The following is a 25,638-nucleotide window of genomic DNA, read 5'->3' on the forward strand; positions in this document are numbered from 1 at the left end:
AGGCGAATAAAAATATTAGTTCTGATTGATTACAGCGTCAGCGACATTTTGTGGCGCTTCAGCGTAGTCGAGAAACTCCATCGAGTAAGTCGCACGACCCTGCGTCGCAGAGCGTAGGTCGGTTGCATAACCGAACATCTCACCCAGCGGAACATGAGCGTTGATAATCTTACCCGAAGAACTGTCTTCCATCCCCTGCACAAGACCACGACGACGGTTCAGGTCACCCATCACGTCACCCATGTAATCTTCTGGGGTTACAACTTCAACTTTCATCATTGGCTCTAACAAGCACGCATTTGCTTCTTGTGCGAACTTTTTAAGCGCCTGTGATGCAGCGATTTTAAACGCCATTTCGTTGGAGTCAACATCATGGAAGGACCCATCGTACAAACGTGCCTTAAGGCCGATTAACGGATAGCCAGCAATGACACCGTTATGCATCTGCTCCTCAATACCTTTTTGTACAGCTGGGATGTATTCCTTAGGAATAGCACCACCGACAATCTCGTTGATAAACTCTAGACCCTCTTCATCAGAAGGGCTAAATTCAACGACAACATGACCATATTGACCACGACCACCTGACTGACGTACAAACTTGTGGTTTGCGTCAACAGACTGACGGATCTTCTCACGGTAGGCTACCTGTGGTTTACCAATATTGGCTTCAACCTTAAATTCACGCTTCATACGATCCACGAGAATATCAAGGTGCAATTCACCCATACCGGAAATAATTGTCTGACCCGTCTCTTGATCTGTTTCAACTTGGAAAGATGGATCTTCTTGCGCAAGCTTACCTAGCGCAATACCCATCTTCTCTTGATCAGCTTGAGACTTAGGCTCAACCGCTACAGAGATAACTGGTGCAGGGAACTCCATACGCTCAAGGACAATCTTGTTGTCACCATCACATAAAGTATCACCTGTAGTTACATCCTTCATACCAATTAGAGCTGCGATGTCGCCTGCGCGAACCTCTTTAATCTCATCACGGTTGTTAGAATGCATCTGCACCATACGACCAACACGCTCTTTTTTACCCTTAACAGAGTTAAAGACCGCATCACCCGACTTAAGAACACCCGAGTACACACGTACGAACGTAAGCGTACCCACAAATGGGTCTGTAGCAATTTTAAATGCAAGAGCAGAGAACGGTGCGTCATCATCAGCCTCACGCTGTGCAACAGTTTCCTGTTCATCATCTAGCGTACCCTCGATCGATTTAACCTCGATCGGAGATGGCATGTATTCGATAACCGCATCCAAAACAGCTTGAACACCTTTGTTCTTAAACGCAGAACCAGCCTGCATAAGAACAATATCGTTATCCAAGGTACGAGCACGAAGCCCCTGTTTAATCTCTTCCTCTGATAGATCACCTTCTTCAAGGTATTTTTCCATCAGCTCTTCTGATGCTTCAGCAGCAGCTTCAACCAGCTCTTCACGAAGCTCATCAGCTTTATCTTGCAAATCAGCTGGAATATCTTCCAGCTCGTAGGTCATACCCTGATCCGCTTCATTCCACATAATGGCTTTCATGCGAACCAGATCGACAACACCAACAAAATCTTCTTCTGCACCAATCGGGAAATTGATTGGTACAGCATTAGCGCCAAGACGATCTTTTAACTGATCTACAACCATGAAGAAATCCGCACCAAGGCGATCCATCTTATTGACGAATACCATGCGTGGAACTTCATATTTGTTAGCTTGACGCCAAACCGTTTCTGTCTGAGGCTGGACACCGGAAGATGCACATAACACAACAACCGCACCATCAAGCACACGCAATGAGCGCTCTACTTCGATAGTGAAGTCAACGTGCCCAGGAGTATCGATGATATTGATACGATGATCATCGAACTGCTGGTTCATACCCTTCCAAAAGCAAGTTGTTGCAGCAGAAGTAATTGTAATACCACGCTCCTGCTCTTGCTCCATCCAGTCCATTGTCGCAGCGCCATCATGTACTTCACCGATCTTATGAGAAAGACCGGTATAGAACAGGACGCGCTCAGTTGTAGTCGTTTTACCGGCATCTACATGCGCACAAATTCCGATGTTACGGTAACGTGCGATAGGAGTTTTACGAGCCACGACTTAATCCTCAGTATCTTAGAAGCGGTAGTGAGCGAATGCTTTGTTCGCTTCAGCCATACGGTGTACGTCTTCACGCTTCTTAACTGCAGCACCACGGCCTTCAGCAGCGTCCATCAACTCGCCTGCTAGACGCAGAGCCATTGACTTCTCACCACGACCACGAGCAGAGTCTACAGCCCAACGCATAGCTAGAGCCATACGACGAGCAGGACGTACTTCAACTGGTACTTGGTATGTAGCACCACCAACACGGCGGGATTTAACTTCAACCGCTGGCTGGATAGCTTCTAGAGCTTTTTCGAATAGCTCGATTGGATCTTGTTCAGAACGCTCTTCGATTTTATCTAGAGCACCGTAAACGATCTTCTCAGCTACAGACTTCTTACCGTGAACCATTACATGGTTGATAAACTTAGCAAGAACTGTGCTTCCGAATTTAGGATCCGGTAAAATTTCGCGCTTTGCAGCGACGCGTCTTCTAGGCATTGATAAGCCCTCAATAAATTAAAAGGTCTTCAGGTATTCCAAGCAATTGATGCTAGGCCTTACTCTTACCGTGTATTCAACACAGTGTTTAGATAACTAAAGCACTATGTTGGGACGACGATTAAGACTTAGGACGCTTAGCACCGTACTTAGAACGGCCTTGCTTACGCTCATTAACACCTGAGCAATCTAGTGCGCCACGAACTGTGTGATAGCGAACACCAGGAAGGTCCTTAACACGACCACCACGAATTAGAACAACGCTGTGCTCCTGCAAGTTGTGACCTTCACCACCAATGTAGGAAGCAACTTCGAAGCCGTTGGTCAAACGAACACGACATACTTTACGTAGTGCTGAGTTCGGTTTTTTCGGAGTAGTGGTGTATACACGGGTACAAACGCCACGACGCTGAGGACAAGCCTGCAATGCACGAACATCGCTTGGCTGAACTTTGCGTTTACGTGGTTTACGTACCAGCTGGTTAATCGTTGCCATTAAGCAAACTCCACGTTTTGATTTAACACCATAAAAAAATTGGATTTACACAATCCAATCACAAAGGGGCCGGAATTTTAATCAATTCCGGCCCTAAACGTCAAATACTGGATACTATTTATTCAATATTTTCGAATAAATTGTTATTCAGCATCTGGCATTGAAGCATTTAGCGCTTCTGTCAGTGCCTGCTGAACTTCTTCAGCACTTACTGTCACGGACTCACCTTCAGCAGGTTGAGCACGTTTGCGCTTACGCTCTTCATGGTAAGCAAGACCTGAACCCGCTGGGATCAGACGACCTACTACCACGTTTTCTTTCAGGCCGCGCAGGAAGTCCTGCTTGCCTGTTACCGCACCTTCCGTCAGAACTCGAGTTGTTTCCTGGAAGGATGCTGCTGAGATGAAGGACTCAGTAGCCAAAGATGCTTTAGTGATACCCAATAGTACGCGATCGTACTTAGCTGGGATCTTACCAGCAGCTTCTAGCTCTTCGTTCTCTGCCAATACAGCTTGGTATTCAACCTGATCACCTGGGATGAATGAAGAATCACCCGCAGATACGATCTCAACTTTACGCAGCATCTGACGAACAATTACTTCGATGTGCTTATCGTTGATGCCTACACCCTGTAGACGGTATACGTCCTGGATTTCACCAGTGATGTATTTCGCCAGCTCTTCTACACCTAGTACGCGTAGAATGTCATGTGGGTTAGACGGACCATCAGAAACAACCTCACCTTTCTCTACATGCTCACCTTCGAACACGTTCAGGTTACGCCATTTCTGGATCATTGTTTCATGTGGCTCTGCATCACTAGGAGAGATCACAAGACGTTTCTTGCCTTTAGTCTCTTTACCGAAGCCGATTAGACCAGAAACTTCTGCAAGAATCGCAGACTCTTTCGGTTTACGTGCTTCGAATAGATCCGCAACTCGCGGCAGACCACCGGTGATATCCTTGTTCACAGTACCTTCTTGAGGAATACGTGCAAGAACGTCACCTACTTGTACTTCAGCGCCATCGCTAAGGTTCATGATCGCTTTAGCTGGTAGTAGATACTGCGCGGCAGAATCTGTACCTGGATGCATTACTTCATTACCTTTCGCATCCAATAGCTTGATCATAGGACGGATATCTTTACCTGCTGCTGGACGATCTTTAACGTCCAACACCTCAGTTGTAGATAGACCTGTTAGCTCATCAGTCTGGCTCTTAACGGTAATACCGTCTTCCATGCCTGAAAGCTCTACCTTACCCGCCACCTCAGAGATGATTGGGTGAGTATGTGGATCCCAGTTAGCTACGATGTCGCCTGCTTCAACAGAGCTACCGTCTTTAACTTTGATCACAGAACCGTATGGAAGCTTGTAACGCTCACGCTCACGACCGTGCTCATCAGTTACACCTAGTTCACCAGAACGAGAAGTTGCAACCAACGCACCATCTGGACGCTCTACAAACTTAAGGTTATGAAGACGAATTTCACCGCCGTTCTTAACCTGAATGCTGTCTACAGCAGCTGCTCGTGATGCCGCGCCACCGATGTGGAACGTACGCATTGTTAGCTGTGTACCTGGCTCACCGATTGACTGAGCAGCGATAACACCCACTGCCTCACCTGGGTTAACCAAGTGACCGCGACCAAGATCACGACCGTAACATTTAGCACAGATACCGTGACGTGTACGACATGTGATCGCACTTCGAACGATAATCTCATCGATAGAAGAGTACTTCTCATCATTTTCTAGACGATGTTTCCATGCTTCATCGATTAGCGTACCCGCTTCGATTAGAACTTCTACACCCTGCGGGTCTAAAACATCGACAGCCACTGTACGACCTAGTACACGATCACCCAGCGCAACTACTACGTCACCACCTTCGATCAGAGGCACCATGCTCAGACCTTCTTCAGTACCACAATCATGCTCTGTGATAACTACGTCTTGAGCTACATCTACTAGACGACGCGTTAGGTAACCGGAGTTAGCTGTCTTCAATGCCGTATCGGCTAGACCCTTACGAGCACCGTGAGTAGAGATAAAGTACTGAAGTACGTTTAGACCTTCACGGAAGTTCGCAGTGATCGGTGTTTCGATGATTGAGCCATCCGGTTTAGCCATCAGACCACGCATACCCGCCAACTGACGAATCTGTGCAGCACTACCACGGGCACCGGAATCGGCCATCATGTATACAGAGTTGAAAGATTCCTGCTCGGACTCTTCGCCATCTTTTGTAACAACCGGCTCAGTCTTCAAGTTATCCATCATCTTCTTAGCCAACAATTCGTTAGCACGAGACCAGATATCGATAACTTTATTGTATTTTTCACCTTGAGTTACCAAACCATCAGCGAACTGACGTTCGATATCCATTACCTCAGCTTCTGCTTCATCGATAATAGTTGTTTTCTCAGCTGGAATTTCGAAGTCGTTAACACCGATAGAAACACCAGACATCGTTGCCTGACGGAAGCCCATGTACATCAGTTGGTCAGCAAAGATAACTGTATCTTTCAGACCACAGCGACGGTACGCCTCGTTAAGAAGGCGAGAGATCGCTTTCTTCTTCATTGGCTGGTTAACAAGCTCGTAAGGTAGACCTGCTGGAACGATTGCGAACAACAAAGCACGACCGGCCGTTGTTTCTTTCATTTCAGTAATGGTTTCTAGGTTACCTTCGATGTCACGAATGCTTTCTGTAACACGTACTTTGATCTTCGCTTGTAGATCAAGTTCACCGGCACCTTGCGCTCGAGCGATCTCTTCGATGTCAGCAAATACCATGCCTTCACCTTTCGCGTTCACTCGATCACGAGTCATGTAGTAAAGACCCAATACAACGTCCTGAGAAGGCACGATGATCGGCTCACCATTGGCAGGTGATAGTACGTTGTTTGTAGACATCATCAACGCACGCGCTTCCAACTGAGCTTCAATAGTCAGCGGAACGTGTACAGCCATCTGGTCACCGTCGAAGTCGGCGTTGTATGCCGCACAAACTAGTGGGTGAAGCTGAATAGCTTTACCTTCGATCAGTACAGGCTCAAATGCCTGGATACCAAGACGGTGAAGTGTTGGAGCACGGTTAAGTAGTACAGGGTGCTCACGGATTACTTCGTCTAGGATATCCCAAACTAGTGCTTCTTCGCGCTCAACCATCTTCTTAGCCGCTTTGATTGTAGTCGCATGACCACGAAGCTCTAGCTTGGAGAAGATGAATGGCTTAAATAGCTCAAGTGCCATCTTCTTAGGAAGACCACACTGGTGTAGACGTAGGTACGGACCTACCACGATTACAGAACGGCCAGAGTAGTCAACACGCTTACCTAGAAGGTTTTGACGGAAACGACCCTGCTTACCTTTGATCATATCAGCCAAAGATTTCAGTGGACGCTTGTTAGAGCCAGTAATCGCACGACCGCGACGGCCGTTATCTAGCAATGCATCAACAGATTCCTGCAACATACGTTTTTCGTTACGTACGATGATATCTGGAGCATTAAGGTCAAGTAGACGCTTAAGACGGTTGTTACGGTTGATAACACGACGGTAAAGATCATTAAGATCAGATGTCGCGAAACGACCACCATCTAGTGGTACTAGCGGACGAAGATCTGGTGGAAGTACTGGTAGTACTTCAAGAATCATCCACTCAGGCTTGTTGCCTGACTTGTAGAAAGCTTCTAGTAGTTTAAGACGCTTAGAAAGCTTCTTGATCTTAGTTTCAGAGTTAGTCTGCGGTAGTTCTTCACGCAGTTGATTAACTTCTTCTTCAAGCTCAATAGAAGACAATAGTTCTTTAACAGCTTCTGCACCCATACGTGCGTCGAAGTCATCACCGAACTCTTCTAGCGCTTCAAAGTACTGCTCATCGTTCAGTAGCTGACCGCGCTCAAGCGTAGTCATGCCTGGATCGATTACTACGAAAGATTCGAAGTATAGAACACGTTCGATATCACGTAGCGTCATATCCAGCATCAAACCGATACGGGATGGCAGAGACTTAAGGAACCAAATGTGCGCTACAGGAGAAGCTAGTTCGATGTGTGCCATACGCTCACGACGAACTTTAGCTAGCGTTACTTCAACGCCACACTTCTCACAGATAACACCGCGGTGTTTCATGCGCTTATATTTACCGCACAAGCACTCGTAGTCTTTTACTGGACCAAAGATTTTGGCACAGAATAGACCTTCACGTTCTGGCTTGAACGTACGGTAGTTAATAGTTTCCGGCTTTTTAACTTCACCGTACGACCATGAACGGATCATTTCCGGAGAGGCCAGAGTGATCTTGATAGAGTCGAACTCTTCAGATTGGCCCTGTGTTTTCAGCAGATTCAGCAGATCTTTCATTCTTTCAAGCTCCTAACGGAGTTCTTGCTCGAGGCCGCCCGAAGGCGACCCCCGCCTGGTATACAGTTTTGTGCTTATTCGGATTCGAGCTCGATGTCGATACCCAGAGAACGAATCTCTTTAATAAGTACGTTGAAGGATTCCGGCATACCCGGCTCCATACGGTGATCGCCGTCGACGATGTTCTTATACATCTTCGTACGACCATTCACGTCATCGGACTTAACTGTAAGCATCTCTTGTAGAGTATAAGCAGCACCGTATGCTTCTAGTGCCCATACCTCCATCTCACCGAAACGCTGACCACCGAACTGCGCCTTACCACCCAGCGGCTGCTGCGTAACAAGACTATAAGAACCAGTAGAACGCGCGTGCATTTTGTCGTCTACCAAGTGGTTCAGTTTCAGCATGTACATGTAACCAACAGTTACAGGACGGTCAAACTTGTTGCCGGTACGGCCGTCAAACAACGTTGACTGACCAGTGTCGCTCAAACCCGCAAGACGTAGTAGAGATTTCAATTCAACCTCTTTCGCACCGTCAAAGGCAGGTGTAGCTAGAGGCACACCACCACATAGGTTCTTAGCTAGCTCTAGAATCTCATCATCAGAGAAACTATCTAGATCTTCTGTGCGGCTGTTCATGCCAGCACCCAGATCTGCATTATAGATCTGATCTAGGAAGCTACGAATCTCAGTTACTGTTTCAGTACGCTCACGCTCCTGATCCAGCATCTCATTGATACGACGACCTAAGCCTTTCGCAGCCATACCCATGTGTGTCTCTAGGATCTGACCTACGTTCATACGAGACGGTACACCCAGTGGGTTCAGTACGATATCTACCGGCTCACCGTTCTCATCGTATGGCATATCTTCTACAGGCATGATTACAGAGATAACACCCTTGTTACCGTGACGACCCGCCATCTTGTCACCAGGCTGTACGCGACGCTTAGTAGCAACGTAAACCTTAACAATCTTAAGGACGCCAGGTGCAAGATCATCACCTGTCTGTAGCTTGCTCTTCTTATCTTCGAAACGCTTGTCTAAGGATTCTTTACGATCTTCAAGCTGTTTCTGAGCTAGCTCTAGCTGTTCAACTGCATTTTCATCAGAAACGCGAATGTTGAACCAATCAGATTTAGACAATCCAGCTAGGAAGTCAGCTGTGATCTCTTCGCCTTTCTTCAGGCCTGCACCACCGTCAGCTTTCAAGCCAACAAGTACACGACCTAGACGTTCGAACGTTGCCTGCTCTACGATGCGAAGCTCTTCGTTTAGATCCTTACGGATTGCGTCAAGCTCTGCCTTCTCGATAGATAGCGCACGCTCATCTTTCTGAACGCCGTCACGTGTAAATACTTGAACGTCGATTACTTTACCAACAGTACCTGTTTTAACACGTAGAGATGTATCTTTAACGTCAGATGCTTTCTCACCGAAGATCGCACGTAGCAGCTTCTCTTCTGGCGTTAGCTGGCTTTCACCTTTAGGCGTTACTTTACCTACAAGGATGTCACCTGGGCCTACTTCAGCACCGATGTGAACAATACCTGCTTCATCAAGCTTCGCTAATGCAGACTCACCAACGTTTGGAATATCTGATGTAATCTCTTCAGAACCCAATTTCGTATCACGCGCCACACAGGTTAGTTCCTGAATGTGGATAGTTGTGAAACGATCTTCCTGAACTACACGCTCAGAGATTAGGATGGAGTCCTCGAAGTTGTAACCATTCCAAGGCATGAAGGCGATACGCATGTTCTGACCAAGTGCTAGCTCACCCATATCAACGGATGGACCATCAGCCATAACATCGCCAACTTTTACAGTATCACCAGGATTAACGATAGAGCGCTGGTTGATACATGTATTTTGGTTGGAACGTGTGTATTTAGTCAGGTTGTAGATATCTACACCTGCATCACCCGCTGTAACTTCGTCGTCGTTTACACGAACAACGATGCGGCTCGCATCTACAGACTCAATCAGACCACCGCGACGTGCCACAACACATACACCGGAATCTTGAGCTACGTTACGCTCGATACCTGTACCTACTAGCGGCTTATCAGCACGCAGTGTTGGTACAGCCTGACGTTGCATGTTCGATCCCATCAATGCACGGTTCGCATCATCGTGCTCTAGGAATGGAATCAAAGATGCCGCAACAGATACAACCTGACGTGGAGATACGTCCATGTACTGGACTTTGTCAGGTGACATTACTGTTGTTTCGTTTAGATGACGAACTGTTACAAGCTCATCCAATAGACGACCTTCGTCATCCATTGTTGCCGACGCCTGTGCGATTACGAATGTATTCTCTTCAATCGCAGATAGGTAATCCAACTCATCTGTTACTTTGCCATCTACTACACGACGGTATGGAGTCTCTAGGAAACCATAGTCGTTAGTACGTGCAAATGTTGCCAAAGAGTTGATCAAACCGATGTTTGGACCTTCCGGCGTTTCGATTGGACATACACGACCGTAGTGAGTTGGGTGTACGTCACGTACCTCGAAGCCCGCACGCTCACGCGTTAGACCACCTGGGCCCAATGCAGAAACACGACGCTTGTGAGTTACTTCTGAAAGCGGGTTGTTCTGATCCATAAACTGAGACAGCTGAGAAGAACCGAAGAACTCTTTAATTGCAGCCGCAACAGGTTTAGCGTTGATCAGATCCTGAGGCATCAGGTTATCAGATTCCGCCATGCTTAGACGTTCACGAACAGCACGCTCAACACGAACCAGACCTACACGGAACTGGTTTTCTGCCATTTCACCAACAGAACGGATACGACGGTTACCCAAGTGATCAATATCGTCCACGGTGCCTTTACCGTTACGGATATCAATCAAGGTCTTCATAACCTCAAGAATATCTTCTTTGTCTAGTACGCCAGAACCAGTAACTTCTTCGCGACCTAGACGGCGGTTGAACTTCATGCGACCAACAGCAGAAAGGTCGTAACGCTCTTCAGTGAAGAAAAGGTTTTCGAACAATGCTTCAGCAGATTCTTTTGTTGGTGGCTCACCAGGACGCATCATACGGTAGATTTCTACCAATGCCTCTAACTGGTTACGCGTAGGATCGTTACGTAGCGTATCAGAGATGAATGGACCGCAATCTAGGTCATTCGTGTACAGAGTTTCGAACTCAGTGATATTTGCAGCACGAAGCTGTTCAACCAGTTCCTCTGTAATCTCAGCGTTACAGCCACAGATCAATTCACCAGTAGATGGATCAATGATATCTTTCGCAATTGCCTTACCAGCTAAGTACTCCAATGGTACTTCTAGCTGTTCCATGTTGGCTTTTGCCATCTGACGGATGTGACGAGGCGTGATACGACGACCCGCTTCAACAATCACATTACCTTCAGGGTCTTTCACTTCAAAAGATAGTGTTTCACCACGTAGACGATCAGCAACCAACTGCATGTTGATCGCATCAGTTGTTAGGTTCCAAGACGTGTTATCGAAGAAGATATCTAGAATCTCTTCAGCCTGGTAACCCAAAGCACGCAACAAGATAGTTGCTGGTAGCTTACGACGACGGTCAATACGTACGAATAGGCTATCTTTTGGATCAAATTCAAAGTCTAACCAAGAACCACGGTAAGGAATCACTCGCGCAGAGTAAAGTAGCTTACCAGAAGAGTGTGTTTTACCTTTATCGTGATCGAAGAACACACCTGGTGAACGGTGTAACTGAGATACGATTACACGCTCAGTACCGTTAACTACGAAAGTTCCGTTTTCAGTCATCAAAGGCATTTCGCCCATGTAGACTTCTTGTTCCTTGATGTCTTTTACGGCTTTGTTGCTGGATTCACGGTCATAAATAACCAGACGAACTTTCACACGCAAAGGCGCTGCGTATGTAATACCGCGTATTTGACACTCTTTTACGTCAAATACAGGCTCACCCAGACGGTAGCCAACATATTCTAGAGATGCATTTCCAGAATAGGACACGATCGGGAAGACGGAGTTAAATGCTGCATGCAGACCAGCATCTAAACGATCTGCTGCTTCAACCCCTGTCTGCAAAAACTTTTTATAGGAGTCAAGCTGAATTGCCAGCAAGTAAGGCACATCCATTACTTGCGGCAATTTACCGAAGTCCTTACGGATGCGTTTCTTTTCAGTGTATGAATAAGCCATCAGTGTTCCCCAGCAAGTGCACCAATTTATAAGCAGGCCGAAAACCCGTTTCGGACTGTGTTACCGCTATTTATTTGCTGTCTATAAATAACGGAAAAAGGCCGGTGGCATATAGCCACCAGCCGTCAGCACTTCGAACAGAAATCTGTTCGGATTAGCATGAAGTTATTACTTAACTTCAACAGAAGCGCCAGCTTCTTCCAGTGCTTTCTGAAGTTCTTCAGCTTCTTCTTTGCTAACGCCTTCTTTAACAGCAGCTGGAGCGCCGTCAACGATGCCTTTAGCTTCTTTCAGGCCAAGACCTGTAGCGCCACGTACTGCTTTGATTACGTTAACTTTCTTATCGCCAGCAGCAGTTAGGATAACGTCAAATTCAGTTTTCTCTTCAGCAGCCGCACCAGCATCGCCAGCAGGACCAGCAGCTACAGCAGCAGCTGCAGTTACACCGAATTTTTCTTCCATTGCTTCGATAAGAGCAACTACGTCTTTAACAGACATTTCAGCAATTGCGTTTAGGATATCTTCGTTAGTCAGAGACATTTTCTATATTCCTGATATTTGTAAGCCCGAAGGCTCATTAAAACTTGTATAAATAAAGGTGCGTATAAACTTACGCAGCTTCTTCTTTCTGGTCGCGAACTGCTGCAATAGTACGGCATAGTTTGCCGGCTGCAGCTTCTTTCATGCAAGCCATCAGCTTTGCAATGGCTTCGTCGTAAGTTGGCAAGCTTGCTAGCATAGCCACGTCTACAACTTCACCTTCGAATGCTGCTGCTTTCAGTTCAAAGTTCTCATTGTCTTTCGCAAAGTTCTTCAGGATACGAGCGCCAGCGCCCGGGTGTTCCTGAGAGAAAGCAATGATACTTGGACCTTTGAAAGTGTCCTGTAAGCATGCATAGTCAGTGCCTTCAACTGCGCGCTTAGCAAGTGTGTTACGTACAACTTTAAGCCATACGCCGTTTTCACGAGCTTCTTTACGCAGTGCAGTCATATCGCCTACTTCAACGCCGCGGGAATCCGCAACAACAGCAGACAGAGCACTAGATGCAGCTTCCTGGACTTCAGCGACGATCGCTTTTTTATCTTCGAGTCCTAATGCCACGATTTACTCCTGGAGTAGTCTTTCGACTTATTACCAACCGCCTCATTAATGAGGCTTTCCGAGTACGGTGGTTTGATTCAAATACAGAATCTCACCGTCTGCGCAGGCTGGTTTAGCCCATTAAGATAAGGTAACCCTTATCACCTGCGGTCTTTGACGGCCTTCATCTCTGTGTAACAGGTACAGAAGACCCTCAAAAAACCTTTCATGTCGATTAAACTTCTAGAGAAGCCTGATCAACTAGTAAACCTGGACCCATAGTAGTCGACAGGGTTACTTTCTTAAGATACACGCCTTTAGCAGAAGCTGGCTTCAGCTTCTTAAGGTCAGCAACTAGTGCTTCGATGTTCTGCTTGATAGCAGCCGCTTCGAAGTCAGCTTTACCAACACCTGCGTGGATGATGCCGTTCTTGTCAGTACGGAAACGAACCTGACCAGCTTTAGCATTGTTTACAGCAGTAACAACATCTGGAGTTACTGTGCCAACTTTAGGGTTAGGCATTAGACCACGTGGACCTAGAACCTGACCAAGCTGACCAACAACACGCATTGCGTCTGGAGTTGCAATAACAACACCAAAGTCCAGATCGCCACCTTTCATCTGCTCTGCTAGATCTTCGAAACCAACAACATCAGCACCTGCAGCTTTTGCTTTCTCAGCGTTTTCGCCTTGAGCAAATACAGCTACACGAACATCGTTACCAGTACCGTTTGGCAGTACAGTAGAACCACGAACAACCTGATCAGATTTACGTGGATCAACACCAAGGTTTACAGCAACATCAACAGTCTCTTTGAACTTAACAGTAGAAAGCTCAGATAGTAGAGAAACTGCATCTTCAATAGAGTAAGCTTTACCCGCTTCAACTTTCTCAGCGATTAGCTTCTGACGCTTAGTCAACTTAGCCATTACTCATCACCCTCCGGAATCAGACCCATGCTACGCGCAGTACCTGCGATAGTACGTACAGCTGCATCCATATCTGCAGCAGTTAGGTCAGGCATTTTAACAGTTGCGATCTCTTCCATCTGAGCGCGAGTAACGTTACCCACTTTCTCAGTGTTTGGACGACCAGAACCGCTCTTAAGACCTGCAGCTTTCTTCAGAAGAACTGCTGCTGGAGGTGTTTTAGTGATGAAAGTAAAGCTACGATCAGCATAAACAGTAATTACAACAGGAACTGGCAAGCCGTTTTCCATGCTCTGAGTTTGAGCATTGAACGCTTTACAAAATTCCATGATGTTAACACCATGCTGACCTAGTGCAGGACCTACTGGTGGTGACGGGTTAGCGCCGCCGGCAGGAACTTGCAGCTTGATATAAGCTTCAATCTTCTTAGCCATTTTTATTTAACTCCTAGTGGGTTCAAACGCCTTACAGCTCCCCATTTTCTCAAGACAGAAAAACCCCAGCTCTCGCTGAGGTTATTCCTTAAAACTCTAAATCAGGCTTTTTCGACCTGACCGAAATCCAATTCAACCGGTGTAGATCGACCGAAGATCAATACTGCCACCTGCAGCTTGTTCTTCTCGTAGTTAATCTCTTCAACCACACCGTTAAAGTCAGCAAACGGCCCATCGATAACTCGAACCATCTCACCCGGTTCAAATACAGTCTTCGGACGCGGCTTATCAACACCGCTCTCAACTCGACTTAGGATCTCGTTAGCTTCTGCCTCTGTGATCGGTGCAGGATTACCTGCAGTACCACCGATAAATCCAAGAACATGCGGCGTATTCTTAACCAAATGCCAGCTTTCATCATTCATATCCATGTGCACTAGCACATAACCTGGATAGAACTTACGCTCAGATTTACGTTTCTTACCGTCACGGATCTCAACAACCTCTTCGGTAGGCACTAACACCTCACCAAAAAGATCCTGCATAGAATGCAGTTCAATTCGTTCTTTCAGCGTATTCATTACACGCTTTTCGTACCCGGAGTACGCATGAACAACATACCAACGCTTAGACATGCCTATCAGCCTCTTAACCTATTGCTCCAGATACTAACCAGCTCAACAATGAGTCAAGCCCCCATAGCGCCAAACCCATAATCAGAACCACAACCACAACAATCGCTGTTGTCTGTGCTGTTTCTTGACGCGTCGGCCATACTACTTTGCGAATTTCCTGCTTTGCTTCTTTAAACAAAGTAAAAAACGCTTTCCCTTTTGCTGTTTGCAGAGAGATAAAACCTGCAACCAACGCTAACACAAGCAGTGCAACCACACGGTAGAACAAAGACTGATCTGCGTATACAGAGTTACCTACAACGCCCGCAGCAACAATTGCCACTACAGCGACCCACTTAAGGGCGTCAAACTTTGAACCTTCGGAATTCACTTTGGCATTCACGCTTAGGGCCTCAGGATTACTTTAAAATAGCTTGTGTCTTGATGCCATCTCAGAAAAGAGATGGCAGGCCAGGAGGGACTCGAACCCCCAACCTGCGGTTTTGGAGACCGCTGCTCTGCCAATTGAGCCACTGGCCTACTGCATAATAGGGAGGCATATTGTATAAGCCTCCCTACCAGTTGGCAATACCTAATTGTTGATTTTATTCAACAATTTTAGATACAACGCCAGCACCTACAGTACGGCCACCTTCACGAATCGCGAAACGTAGACCTTCTTCCATTGCTACTGGGTTGATTAGTGTAACGTCCATCTTAACGTTATCACCAGGCATTACCATTTCTACACCCTCTGGAAGCTCACATGCACCAGTGATGTCAGTTGTACGGAAGTAGAACTGTGGACGGTAACCTTTGAAGAATGGAGTGTGACGACCGCCTTCTTCTTTGGATAGTACGTATACTTCACCCTCGAAACGAGTGTGAGGAGTGATAGAACCTGGAGCCGCTAGCACTTGACCACGCTCAACTTCTTCACGCTTAGTACCACGCAGTAGAACACCAACATTCTCACCAGCACGGCCTTCGTCAAGAAGCTTACGGAACATTTCAACACCAGTACAAGTAGTTGAAGTAGTTTCTTTGATACCTACGATTTCAACTTCTTCACCAACTTTGATGATACCGCGCTCAACACGACCAGTTACTACAGTACCACGACCCTGGATAGAGAATACGTCCTCGATTGGCATGATGAATGCACCGTCGATTGCACGCTCTGGCTCTGGGATGTAAGAATCTAGAGTTTCTAGAAGAGTCTTAACCGCAGTAGTACCTAGTTCGTTGTCGTCCTGGCCGTTTAGAGCCATTAGAGCAGAACCTGGAACGATTGGAGTGTCGTCACCTGGGAATTCGTACTGGTCTAGAAGCTCACGAAGCTCCATTTCAACCAATTCTAGCATCTCAGCGTATTCTTCAGAGTCAGCACCACCACAGTCTTCTGCAAGTAGGTCTGCTTTGTTTAGGAATACTACGATGTAAGGTACACCAACCTGACGAGACAGTAGGATGTGCTCACGAGTCTGTGGCATTGGACCATCAGTCGCACCACATACTAGGATAGCGCCGTCCATCTGTGCAGCACCAGTGATCATGTTCTTAACGTAGTCAGCGTGACCTGGGCAGTCAACGTGCGCGTAGTGACGCTCTGGAGTGTCATACTCTACGTGAGAAGTCGCGATTGTGATACCACGCTCACGCTCTTCTGGAGCGTTATCGATGTTAGCGAAATCTACCGCTTCACCACCGAAAACTTCAGCAGCTACACGTGTTAGAGCAGCAGTTAGCGTTGTTTTACCGTGGTCAACGTGGCCGATTGTACCAACGTTTACGTGCGGTTTCGTGCGTTCAAATTGTTCTTTAGCCATCAGTCTGTCCAGTACAATTAAATTTACAAAGCGCAAATATAACAAAGGGCAGATATATTACTATATCTACCCTAAAAAAAATAAATTCTGGAGCTCAAGAGCGGAATTGAACCGCCGACCTCACCCTTACCAAGGGTGTGCTCTACCCCTGAGCTACTTGAGCTTAGTCTCACTTGGAGCGGGTAGCGGGAATCGAACCCGCCTCTTCAGCTTGGAAGGCTGAGGTAATAGCCACTATACCATACCCGCCTTACTGTGAATGGTGGTGAGGGGTGGATTCGAACCACCGAAGCTTACGCGTCAGATTTACAGTCTGATCCCTTTGGCCACTCGGGAACCTCACCAACAATTTCAAAACTTCACTGACCTATGAGATGGTGCCGGCACCAAGAGTCGAACTCGGGACCTACTGATTACAAGTCAGTTGCTCTACCAACTGAGCTATACCGGCGTCTCAATGAAGTGGCGCGTATGTTACCACCGAATCAGGGCTTTGCAACCCCTTTACACAACTTTTTTTCAATTTTTATAAAATAATAGTTTTCTTTGACTATTTCTTTGATTTTGCTGGATAAATTTCGATCAACTGAGGCATCCATGACAACAACATAGCGAGTTCCAGTAGATTCGCGCTTTTCTACACGACTATCAATTGCTAACGAAGATAGTACCTTTACCTGTTCTACAGCCGATTCTTTATTACTATAACCTTCCAGGCTGTACTCAAAGTCCAGTAACTCGTCACCAACTTCACTTAACCCCTTATTTTCCAGATAATCCATTAAAGCCAAGCGTTTCTTGAGATCTTCCGGCAAGGAAATCACTACCACATAGCTAGCAACAGCTACTTCTATTGCTTTATATTCTGCCTGACCGCCCAAGCCGACAATAAATTGCGTCACGGCAGCTGCCTTCACATCGGTTTCAAAACCAGCAAACCACAAACACTCTTGCTGGCTAGACTTCTCAGCCTTTAGTTTTTCAAGAGCATCCTGATCCATCTCAGTAACCAGCTTTAATGTATTCAGCTGCTGGCGCGCCTCAGAGGTTTTATTAGTCTCTGGCCCAAGCTGGATGGAATGCCAAAACAGCAATACCGCATTGGCCAATAAGAGAAAGAGAAACAACCAGCGAAACATAACTAAGCCAATGCCCAAGCCAAACCATCTAAGACTAAATCAGGCTCGAGCTGCCCGCATCCTGCCATCTTGTAGAACAGCTCGCCATCACCGCCTGTTATATAGAGCGCGCTATGCTCAATATTCAGATCCTTTACAATTTTTTCTGCCAAAGCAACAAACGTAAAATCAATTCCGTTAGATACAGCTGAATTTGTATCTTTACCTAGCTCAGGATTAAAGTACTTAAGTGAATGATCGACAAGAATTTCAGAAGTGTTTTCTAATAGGCCTTTTTGCATCAACCTGAGGCCCGGAATGATATGACCACCTACATGTTGGCCTTCATGATCAACGTGATCGACTGTAATCGCACTTCCACAATCGACCACACAACAAGCGCCACCCGCTTTTTTAAAGGCCGCTAACATAGCCAACCAACGATCAACCCCCATCCGCTGCGGATCGACATAACTATTTTTTAATCCAGCTTGCTCCGCTGTTGTTTTAGCAAATATAGGCTCGACTTGCTCTAGCGCTTGAAAGATTGCTTTCAGTTGCAGGTTTATTTCTTTACCTGCAACTGACGTCACTCTGATTTTTGAAAATTTTTGTAGCCAGCTCTCCGGAATCGATAATTCGCTCAATTCTCGCGTTAACAGCTTACCTCGAACACCATTCTGTTCGAGCACTCGCCACTTTATAAACGTATTACCAGCATCTATTTCAAGAATCATAAGTTTCGCTGCACACTCACTTCTCCACCATGAAAAGCTTGCTCGCCAGACGGCGTCTGCAGAAGAAGCGCGCCGGAGGTATCAATACCGTTGCAAATACCCTCTACCACCTTCTCACCAACCTGCAATGCGATCTCTTTATTCTGCATCGCATGATAGGACTGCCATTCATCAACCCATGCAGCAAAGCCCGTGCGCTCAAACTCTTCAAGCCTTATTACCAGCTGATTGATAACTTCGGCTAATAGTCGATTACGACTTACATCAGTGCCAGCAATAGTTTTAAGATCGGTCCAAGGCTGATCGATATCTTCAGCCTGTTCTTTTGGCATATTCACATTCATACCAACACCAATAATCACTTGGCATTGACCGGACGCCTCTCCATTTAGCTCAATCAAAATCCCTGCGAGTTTTTTGCCTTGGTAAAGTAGGTCGTTTGGCCATTTCAGTTCAACCCCATCAACCGATAACACTTCCAACGCTTTAACAAGAGATAGGCCGATCAGTAGACTCAAACCTTCAAGTGCTACTGCACCCTGTTCAAATCGCCATACTAATGAAAAATAAAGATTGCGAGCAAAAGGACTAACCCAGCTGCGACCTCGTCGACCGCGACCTTCTGTCTGCTGCTCAGCAACAAACAAACGTCCATGGCAATCACCCTGCTGAGACGCTTTCATAGCCATCTCATTAGTAGAGGCAATGGTTAAAGGAATCTCTGGACATTTAATTAGCTCAGCTACTTCTGGGCGTAAAGCAGATTTAATCTGCTCATAATCCAGTAGCTCTACACCGCCCGGGACACGATAACCTCGTCCTTTAACACTGTAGACCTCAAGACCGCTTTCTTCGATACGGCGTATATGTTTCCAGATCGCACTACGGCTGATCCCAATTTCCTCTCCCAATTCTCGACCGGAGTGAAACTTGCCATCAGCTAGAATAGACAACAACGAACGGAGCGTCATACTACTTTGCCTTCTTTAAATTTTGTCTAAAACAATAAAGCTATAGTTGTATGGGTTAGGTCCTTCTGCAGAGAAATCTTCTCTACCCACTTCTTTCCAATTTTCTCGCGCAAACTCAGGGAACCAAGCATCCCCTTCTATTTCTGCATCAACCTCTGTCAGATATAAACGATCAGCCTTCTCTAACGCTTGCGCATAAATCTGACCGCCGCCAATGACCATTGCCTCGGATGCGCCATCGATCATTGCTACACTTTCAGCCATATCAATAGCCGCTTCTAGGCTAGAAACAACTTTGACACCTTGAGGCGCATAAGATTCCTGCCTAGAGATGACGATATTGGTTCGCCCAGGTAGTGGACGACCTATAGACTCATAGGTATTTCGCCCCATGATAATCGGCTTTCCCATAGTTACCTGTTTAAAGTAACGTAGATCTTCAGGTAAGTGCCATGGCAGCTTATTGTTAACGCCAATCACTCGATTTTTAGCTTGTGCAACAATAATTGCTAAGTTCATCGAAACTCCTAATCGACTTATATCGCTAAGATATTAAGCATCATTTTATATTCTTACCAAAAATACTTAACATTCGGTAACATAATCTCACTGAATTTAAACACAGGGTTAAGCACAAACCAATGAGACAATACCTAGATCTGTGCCAAAGAATTATCGATGAAGGCGTTTGGGTAGAAAACAAACGCACAGGCAAACGCTGCCTTACCGTCATTAATGCTGATTTAACTTATGACGTCGGCCAAGGGCAGTTCCCTATGGTGACTACGCGTAAGTGCTTTTACAAATCAGCGATTGCAGAGATGTTAGGCTATCTCCGCGGTTATGATAACGCAGCAGATTTTCGCAAGATTGGCACCAAAACATGGGATGCCAATGCTAACGATAATGCTGAGTGGCTAGCCAATCCATATCGCAAAGGTGAAGATGATTGCGGTTTCATCTACGGCAAAGTAGGCAGAAACTTCCCAAAACCCGATGGCGGCAGTATCGACCTATTGCGCAAAATTGTGGATAACCTGTCAAACGGTATTGATGACCGAGGCGAAATCTACACCTTCTATCACCCTGGCGCATTCCACATGGGCTGTTTACGACCATGCATGTATAGCCATCACTTCTCACTGTTAGGCGATACACTTTACCTAAACAGCACTCAGCGAAGCTGCGATGTGCCATTAGGTCTGACATTTAATATGGTGCAGGTGTACTTCTTGCTAGCGATCGTAGCACAGATCACCGGTCATAAACCGGGTAAGGCATATCACAAGATCGTAAACGCCCATATATATGAAGACCAAGTTGAGCTAATGCGCGATGTGCAGCTTAAACGTGAGCCGTTACCGTTACCGAGCTTTAAGATCAATCCAGATATCAAAACGCTGGAAGATTTGGAAACATGGGTAACCGTCGATGACTTTGAAGTTGAAGGTTATCAGCACCACGATCCAATTCAGTACCCGTTCTCAGTTTAAATCAGACAATAAAAAAGAGGCCTATTTGGCCTTTTTTTATGCTCAATTTCATCCACGCTTGTAAGCAAGTCCAACCAAGAACATCCCCAACAGTATCATCGGCAAAGAAAGCAACTGACCCATGGTTAGCCACTCAAAAGCGATAAACTGAAGATGCGCATCTGGTTCACGTACAAATTCCACTAAAGATCGGAACAAACCATAGAGCAGAAGGAATAGACCAGAAACCGCCATTTTTGGTCTTGGTTTAGATGAGAACCACCAAAGCACTACGAATAGCACGAGCCCTTCTAGTGCAAATTCATACAACTGAGAAGGATGACGAGGTAGATCCCCACCGCGAGGAAATACCACACCCCATGGACCATCGGTAACACGCCCCCACAGCTCTCCACCAATAAAGTTACCTATGCGGCCAGCACCTAAACCGATCGGCACCAAAGGAGCGACAAAGTCCGTCATGGTAAATAAGGATTTACCGTGTTTACGGCCAAACAGATACATGGCTGCGATAACACCGAGCAAACCTCCGTGAAAAGACATTCCCCCTTCCCACACAGCAAACAGCCACAGCGGATCTTGCAGGAATCTATCAAGGTGATAGAACAGGACATACCCCATTCGACCACCCAATACCACGCCCATAGCGCCCCAGAAGATCAGATCGGATATCTGCTCTTCAGTCCAGCCAGAACCCGGCAAACGCGCTCGTCTTACGCCTAACCACCAAGCTGCGGCAAACCCGATCAAGTACATTAAGCCATACCAATAAATCTGCAATGGCCCGAGGTCTAATGCAATCGGGTTGATATCATGAACCCACACAGCGCTACTCCTAAACTAGGTTACTGATTAAGAAACGCAGTCCTACACAGAATAAAAAGACTGCAAAAATCCGTTTTAAAACTGGTCCCGGCAAGCTGTGCGCCCATTTAGCACCAAACTTAGCAAAATAAGAACTGGTCAAAACAATACCCGCAAATGCAGGTAGGTAGACGTAACCTGCACTCCAATCAGGCATATCAGCATTACCCCAACCTTCCCAAACATTGGTTAGCGCCGCCATTACTGCTATCGGAAGGCCACAGGCAGCCGATGTAGCAACAGCTTGCTGCATCTGAACTCGCCCCCAAGTGAGATAAGGCACGGTCAGGGTTCCACCACCAATACCAAAAATACTGGAGAGCCAACCAATCACACCACCTGAGATAACAAAAGATTTGGTACTCGCCGATTTTTCACCCGCATCAGGCTTTAGGTTCAACGCCATCTGGATCGAAACCAAAATAGCAAAGCTACCCAACGCAATTTGCAGCCATTCACCGGTCATTTGTCCCGCAGTTTTAACGCCGAGAAATGCACCCAACAGAATACCGGCCGTTAAAGGCTTAAAAATATCCCAGCGGACTGCACCTTTGCTGTTATGTGCCATCGTAGAGCTGATCGAAGTCACTACTATGGTCGCTAAAGAGGTAGCAACCGCTGCATGGGTTAGCACACTAGGCGCCATCCCCTGTAATTCAAAGCAAAAGACCAATACCGGCACGATCAACAGACCACCACCAATACCAAATAAGCCTGCAACAACCCCTGCTGCTGCGCCTAGAATTAAGTAGGTAAGAATTGTGATCAGCATCTTTTATCCTTTACTCTGCCTTTGTGCGATTTGCACTTACACTAAAAACGATCGCTATATTACCCAATTAATGGCCTATTACCTATGTGCTTAATAACATTCGCGTATAAGACCCACCCTAAATACTCCCTGATTTTACTCGCCAATCGCGACGAATTTTATCAAAGAGCAAGCCAAACAATGCATTTTTGGCCAGATCAGTCTCATGTGCTTGCCGGAAGAGACCTAGAACAGATGGGCACTTGGTTGGGCATCAACAAGGAAGGAAAGTTCTCAGCCGTTACCAATTTTCGTGATGGCAACAATATGACCAAATCGAAAAAATCTCGCGGTGAGCTTACAGCCAATTTCTTAACGGGTTCTACTGATGCGAAAAGCTATTTAGCGCAATTGGAGAAAGAAAAATCACAATACGGCGATTTTAATCTGCTTACAGGGGACAAAACAGGTCTGTACTACTGTTCTAACCGCGGAGGTCAAACGCAGCAATTACAACCCGGTGTATACGGAATGAGTAATGCGCTTCTAGACACACCTTGGCCAAAGCTTACCCAAGTAAAACAGGCACTATCAGACACAATCGAAAATGAGATTATTTCTGAGCAGGTTTTATTTGAGATTATGCTTAACGATCAACGCGCCGCAGACGAAATCCTGCCAGACACCGGCGTACCTTTTGAATGGGAAAGGTTGCTCTCTTCTAGTTTTATTCGGTCAGAGACGTACGGCACTCGGGCTATAACACTTCTACTACAAGGACTCGATGGCCGTACAACAGTTATCGAACAAGGGTACGACTATAATGGGCCATTAGAAAGAAGTGAGTATCAACTTACCTTGCCAGCCTTAGGGTAGTGATCTCAAAAAAATCGACTAAACAACAACCGGCTGTTTTGGAAGCGCTATACCCAATTCAGTTAGGCGCTCATTGATGAATTTCTGAATGCGATCAGCATCATCCATCGCCATCACATCTTTCAGAAGTTGACCCGCATCTTCCTTACTCACTTGGCGAATCGCGGCTTTCACTTTAGGCAAGTTGGTTGCGTTCATTGATAGCACGTCATAACCCATTGCCATCAACAACAAAGCACCACCTGGCTCAGACGCCAATTCACCACAGATAGACACTGTAACGTTTTCTTTATGCGCCTCTCGTGCAATGAAAACAAGCGCTCTCAGAACAGCGGGATGGTAGCTAACATACAGATCAGCAACACGAGGGTTATTTCGGTCTACGGCAAGCAGATACTGAGTGAGGTCGTTGGAACCTACCGAGATAAAATCGACACGACGGGCAAATCGGCGTACCTGATAAACAGCTGCCGGCACCTCAACCATCACACCCACCAATGGACGCTCTATATCATGCCCTTCATCTTGCAGCTCTTTAACTGCACGATCGATCTGACGACTTGCTTCTTCTACTTCGCCGACGCTGGTCACCATCGGCAACATGATACGTAGATTACCGTAGCCTTCACCCGCTTTAAGCATGGCGCGTACTTGCACTAGGAAGATTTCAGGATGATCCAGCGTCACTCGGATACCACGCCATCCCAAGAATGGGTTTTCCTCTTCAATTGGGAAGTAAGGTAGTGACTTATCTCCACCGATATCCAAGGTGCGCATTGTCACAGGACGAGGATGGAATGCTTCAAGCTGCTTGCGATAAGTCTGCGCTTGGTCTTGCTCACTCGGGAAGAACTCTCGGATCATGAAAGGCACTTCGGTTCGATACAGCCCAATACCTTCTGCACCGCGATCAAGTGAACGCGCTACATCGGCGATCAAACCTGTATTTACCCATAACGGCATTCGGAAACCATCTGTCGTTTCCGCTGGAAGATCCTTAATCGCTTCAAGTTCGGCTGCTTGTTCCTGCTCACCACGCAAGATATCTCTGTATGCCGTTAGAAGATCCTCTCCCGGCTGTACGTAGATTCGGCCGGAGTAACCATCCAAAATCAGCTCTCGACCATCAATACGCGTTAGAGGCAGATCAACCGCGCCCATAATGGTCGGAATACCCATGGAACGAGCAAGAATCGCAGCATGGGAGTTACTAGAGCCATGCACAGAAACTAAACCGACCAACTTCTCGCTCGGCACTTCACCAAGCATCGCCGGCGTTAACTCATCAGCGACCAGAATAGTTTCATCGGTAAATTCGAGCACTGCAGGCGCATCTTCTTGCAGATAGGCGAGCACTCGACGACCTAAATCTTTGATATCCGTCGCACGTTCGCGCAGATAGGGATCATCCATCATGGAGAACTGACGCACATGCTCCATGACAACTTCACGCAGCGCCCCTTGTGCCCAGTTACCTTGGCGAATTCTCGCCACAACTTCGCCAGCCAGAGCGTTGTCATCCAACATCCGCAGATAAACATCAAATAGCGCTTGCTCTTCTGAACGCAAACGTTGGGCTAAACTGCGGCCAACAACTTTGATATCTCGGCGAACGAGTTTTAATGCTGCTTCGAAGTTAGCAATTTCCTGTTCAACGTCTTTGGCAACTTTATCTGGAACTGAGTTTAGATCCGCCGGCGGTGCAACAACCGTGGCTGAACCAATAGCTACACCCGCAGAACCCGGTACACCTTCAAAGCGTAAGTTAACAACCTCGCTGCTAGGCTCTTCACCCATCGCACCTAAAGAACCGGTAGCTTCAGCATGAGCAATAGCCCCAGCTAGCTGGGCAGATAAGGTCACGAGAAAAGCTTCTTCACTCTCATCAAAACGACGCTGCGCTTTTTGCTGAACAACTAAGACACCCAATACACCGCGGTGATGGATAATCGGCACACCAAGGAAAGAGTTAAAACGTTCTTCACCGGTGGACTCAACATATTTGTAGGCGGGATGCTCGGAGGCATTTTCAAGGTTGATTGGTTCGGCACGATCTACCACCATACCCACCAAGCCTTCTTCGGCCGATAAACGAACGCTACCCACCGCTTCTTGATTAAGACCCTCAGTCGCCATCAAGACATAACATTGATCCTCGGGATCAAATAGATAAACAGAGCAAACCTCTGTGGACATAGCACGCTGGATGCGACGCACAATCAGATTCAGTACCGAGTCCAAATCTGGCGCGATACTGACTTCCTGTACAATCTTCTTCAACACATCCAGCATTCAGTGTC

The 25,638-nt window shown here is 46.6% G+C and carries 21 protein-coding genes and 5 tRNA genes; 2 read left to right on the forward strand and 24 right to left on the reverse strand.

Going from position 1 to position 25,638, the window contains the following annotated elements; translation table 11 throughout:
• Positions 1 to 15 precede the first annotated feature (15 nt).
• The 21 genes from fusA to folA all read right to left on the reverse strand — a co-directional run bounded on the left by fusA (position 16) and on the right by folA (position 19,873).
• Complete coding sequence (fusA, locus tag ACMXYW_RS15525; protein WP_415882740.1) at positions 16 to 2,109, reverse strand: elongation factor G; 2,094 nt, start codon at positions 2,107 to 2,109, stop codon at positions 16 to 18.
• Between the two features lie 18 nt (positions 2,110 to 2,127).
• A complete protein-coding gene (rpsG, locus tag ACMXYW_RS15530; RefSeq protein ID WP_415882741.1) occupies positions 2,128 to 2,598 on the reverse strand; it encodes a 30S ribosomal protein S7 in 471 nt (156 codons plus the stop codon).
• 121 nt (positions 2,599 to 2,719) lie between these two features.
• Positions 2,720 to 3,094 carry a 30S ribosomal protein S12 gene (rpsL, locus tag ACMXYW_RS15535; RefSeq protein WP_007021369.1) on the reverse strand — a complete coding sequence of 125 codons (375 nt, stop codon included), beginning with the start codon at positions 3,092 to 3,094 and terminating at the stop codon, positions 2,720 to 2,722.
• Positions 3,095 to 3,237: 143 nt separating this feature from the next.
• On the reverse strand, positions 3,238 to 7,464 hold the full coding sequence (gene rpoC / locus ACMXYW_RS15540; protein WP_415904628.1) for a DNA-directed RNA polymerase subunit beta': 4,227 nt from the start codon (positions 7,462 to 7,464) through the stop codon (positions 3,238 to 3,240).
• A gap of 74 nt (positions 7,465 to 7,538) precedes the next feature.
• Positions 7,539 to 11,639, reverse strand: a complete 4,101-nt coding sequence (gene rpoB / locus ACMXYW_RS15545) for a DNA-directed RNA polymerase subunit beta (protein WP_415904629.1) — start codon at positions 11,637 to 11,639, stop codon at positions 7,539 to 7,541.
• 168 nt (positions 11,640 to 11,807) lie between these two features.
• Positions 11,808 to 12,179, reverse strand: a complete 372-nt coding sequence (gene rplL, locus ACMXYW_RS15550) for a 50S ribosomal protein L7/L12 (protein WP_007021372.1) — start codon at positions 12,177 to 12,179, stop codon at positions 11,808 to 11,810.
• Between the two features lie 70 nt (positions 12,180 to 12,249).
• Entirely contained in the window at positions 12,250 to 12,741 is a 492-nt protein-coding gene (gene rplJ, locus ACMXYW_RS15555; RefSeq protein WP_415882744.1) for a 50S ribosomal protein L10, read from the reverse strand.
• Between the two features lie 214 nt (positions 12,742 to 12,955).
• Complete coding sequence (gene rplA, locus ACMXYW_RS15560) at positions 12,956 to 13,651, reverse strand: 50S ribosomal protein L1 (protein ID WP_415882745.1); 696 nt, start codon at positions 13,649 to 13,651, stop codon at positions 12,956 to 12,958.
• Positions 13,651 to 14,085 carry a 50S ribosomal protein L11 gene (gene rplK / locus ACMXYW_RS15565; RefSeq protein ID WP_297305736.1) on the reverse strand — a complete coding sequence of 145 codons (435 nt, stop codon included), beginning with the start codon at positions 14,083 to 14,085 and terminating at the stop codon, positions 13,651 to 13,653. Before rplK ends, rplA begins: the two co-directional genes overlap by 1 nt.
• A gap of 101 nt (positions 14,086 to 14,186) precedes the next feature.
• Positions 14,187 to 14,720, reverse strand: coding sequence for a transcription termination/antitermination protein NusG (gene nusG / locus ACMXYW_RS15570; RefSeq protein ID WP_415882746.1), 534 nt, complete (start codon positions 14,718 to 14,720; stop codon positions 14,187 to 14,189).
• Between the two features lie 13 nt (positions 14,721 to 14,733).
• Positions 14,734 to 15,102: a preprotein translocase subunit SecE gene (gene secE, locus ACMXYW_RS15575; RefSeq protein ID WP_415904630.1), complete on the reverse strand. Its 369-nt coding sequence runs from the start codon at positions 15,100 to 15,102 to the stop codon at positions 14,734 to 14,736.
• Between the two features lie 61 nt (positions 15,103 to 15,163).
• Positions 15,164 to 15,239: transfer RNA gene (locus ACMXYW_RS15580), tRNA-Trp, on the reverse strand.
• Between the two features lie 65 nt (positions 15,240 to 15,304).
• A complete protein-coding gene (gene tuf, locus ACMXYW_RS15585) occupies positions 15,305 to 16,528 on the reverse strand; it encodes an elongation factor Tu (RefSeq protein WP_415904627.1) in 1,224 nt (407 codons plus the stop codon).
• Positions 16,529 to 16,616: 88 nt separating this feature from the next.
• Positions 16,617 to 16,691: transfer RNA gene (locus ACMXYW_RS15590), tRNA-Thr, on the reverse strand.
• 11 nt (positions 16,692 to 16,702) lie between these two features.
• A tRNA-Gly gene (locus ACMXYW_RS15595) sits at positions 16,703 to 16,777 on the reverse strand.
• A gap of 11 nt (positions 16,778 to 16,788) precedes the next feature.
• A tRNA-Tyr gene (locus ACMXYW_RS15600) sits at positions 16,789 to 16,872 on the reverse strand.
• 31 nt (positions 16,873 to 16,903) lie between these two features.
• Positions 16,904 to 16,979, reverse strand: a tRNA-Thr gene (locus ACMXYW_RS15605).
• Between the two features lie 34 nt (positions 16,980 to 17,013).
• A complete protein-coding gene (locus ACMXYW_RS15610) occupies positions 17,014 to 17,667 on the reverse strand; it encodes a hypothetical protein (RefSeq protein ID WP_415904631.1) in 654 nt (217 codons plus the stop codon).
• A gap of 2 nt (positions 17,668 to 17,669) precedes the next feature.
• Positions 17,670 to 18,383, reverse strand: coding sequence for a type III pantothenate kinase (locus ACMXYW_RS15615; protein WP_415904632.1), 714 nt, complete (start codon positions 18,381 to 18,383; stop codon positions 17,670 to 17,672).
• Positions 18,380 to 19,354, reverse strand: a complete 975-nt coding sequence (gene birA, locus ACMXYW_RS15620) for a bifunctional biotin--[acetyl-CoA-carboxylase] ligase/biotin operon repressor BirA (RefSeq protein ID WP_415904633.1) — start codon at positions 19,352 to 19,354, stop codon at positions 18,380 to 18,382. Before birA ends, ACMXYW_RS15615 begins: the two co-directional genes overlap by 4 nt.
• A 15-nt stretch (positions 19,355 to 19,369) precedes the next feature.
• Positions 19,370 to 19,873 (reverse strand): type 3 dihydrofolate reductase, encoded by a 504-nt coding sequence (folA, locus tag ACMXYW_RS15625; protein ID WP_415882751.1) that lies wholly within the window; start codon positions 19,871 to 19,873, stop codon positions 19,370 to 19,372.
• 122 nt (positions 19,874 to 19,995) lie between these two features.
• On the opposite strand from folA, the gene ACMXYW_RS15630 reads away from it, so the two are divergent.
• Positions 19,996 to 20,847 (forward strand): thymidylate synthase, encoded by an 852-nt coding sequence (locus ACMXYW_RS15630; protein WP_415904634.1) that lies wholly within the window; start codon positions 19,996 to 19,998, stop codon positions 20,845 to 20,847.
• A 48-nt stretch (positions 20,848 to 20,895) separates the two neighbouring features.
• On the opposite strand, the gene lgt is transcribed toward ACMXYW_RS15630, so the two are convergent.
• Positions 20,896 to 21,672, reverse strand: a complete 777-nt coding sequence (gene lgt / locus ACMXYW_RS15635) for a prolipoprotein diacylglyceryl transferase (RefSeq protein WP_415904635.1) — start codon at positions 21,670 to 21,672, stop codon at positions 20,896 to 20,898.
• A gap of 10 nt (positions 21,673 to 21,682) precedes the next feature.
• Positions 21,683 to 22,483: a sulfite exporter TauE/SafE family protein gene (locus tag ACMXYW_RS15640; protein WP_415899446.1), complete on the reverse strand. Its 801-nt coding sequence runs from the start codon at positions 22,481 to 22,483 to the stop codon at positions 21,683 to 21,685.
• An 84-nt stretch (positions 22,484 to 22,567) separates the two neighbouring features.
• On the opposite strand from ACMXYW_RS15640, the gene ACMXYW_RS15645 reads away from it, so the two are divergent.
• A complete protein-coding gene (locus ACMXYW_RS15645; protein ID WP_415899447.1) occupies positions 22,568 to 23,338 on the forward strand; it encodes an NRDE family protein in 771 nt (256 codons plus the stop codon).
• A gap of 18 nt (positions 23,339 to 23,356) precedes the next feature.
• Here the strand turns inward: ACMXYW_RS15645 and ptsP are convergent, their stop codons facing one another.
• Positions 23,357 to 25,630 (reverse strand): phosphoenolpyruvate--protein phosphotransferase, encoded by a 2,274-nt coding sequence (gene ptsP / locus ACMXYW_RS15650; protein WP_415904636.1) that lies wholly within the window; start codon positions 25,628 to 25,630, stop codon positions 23,357 to 23,359.
• Positions 25,631 to 25,638 lie beyond the last annotated feature (8 nt).

The organism is Neptuniibacter sp. QD48_55 (genome assembly GCF_047778115.1).
Lineage (GTDB): Bacteria > Pseudomonadota > Gammaproteobacteria > Pseudomonadales > Balneatricaceae > Neptuniibacter.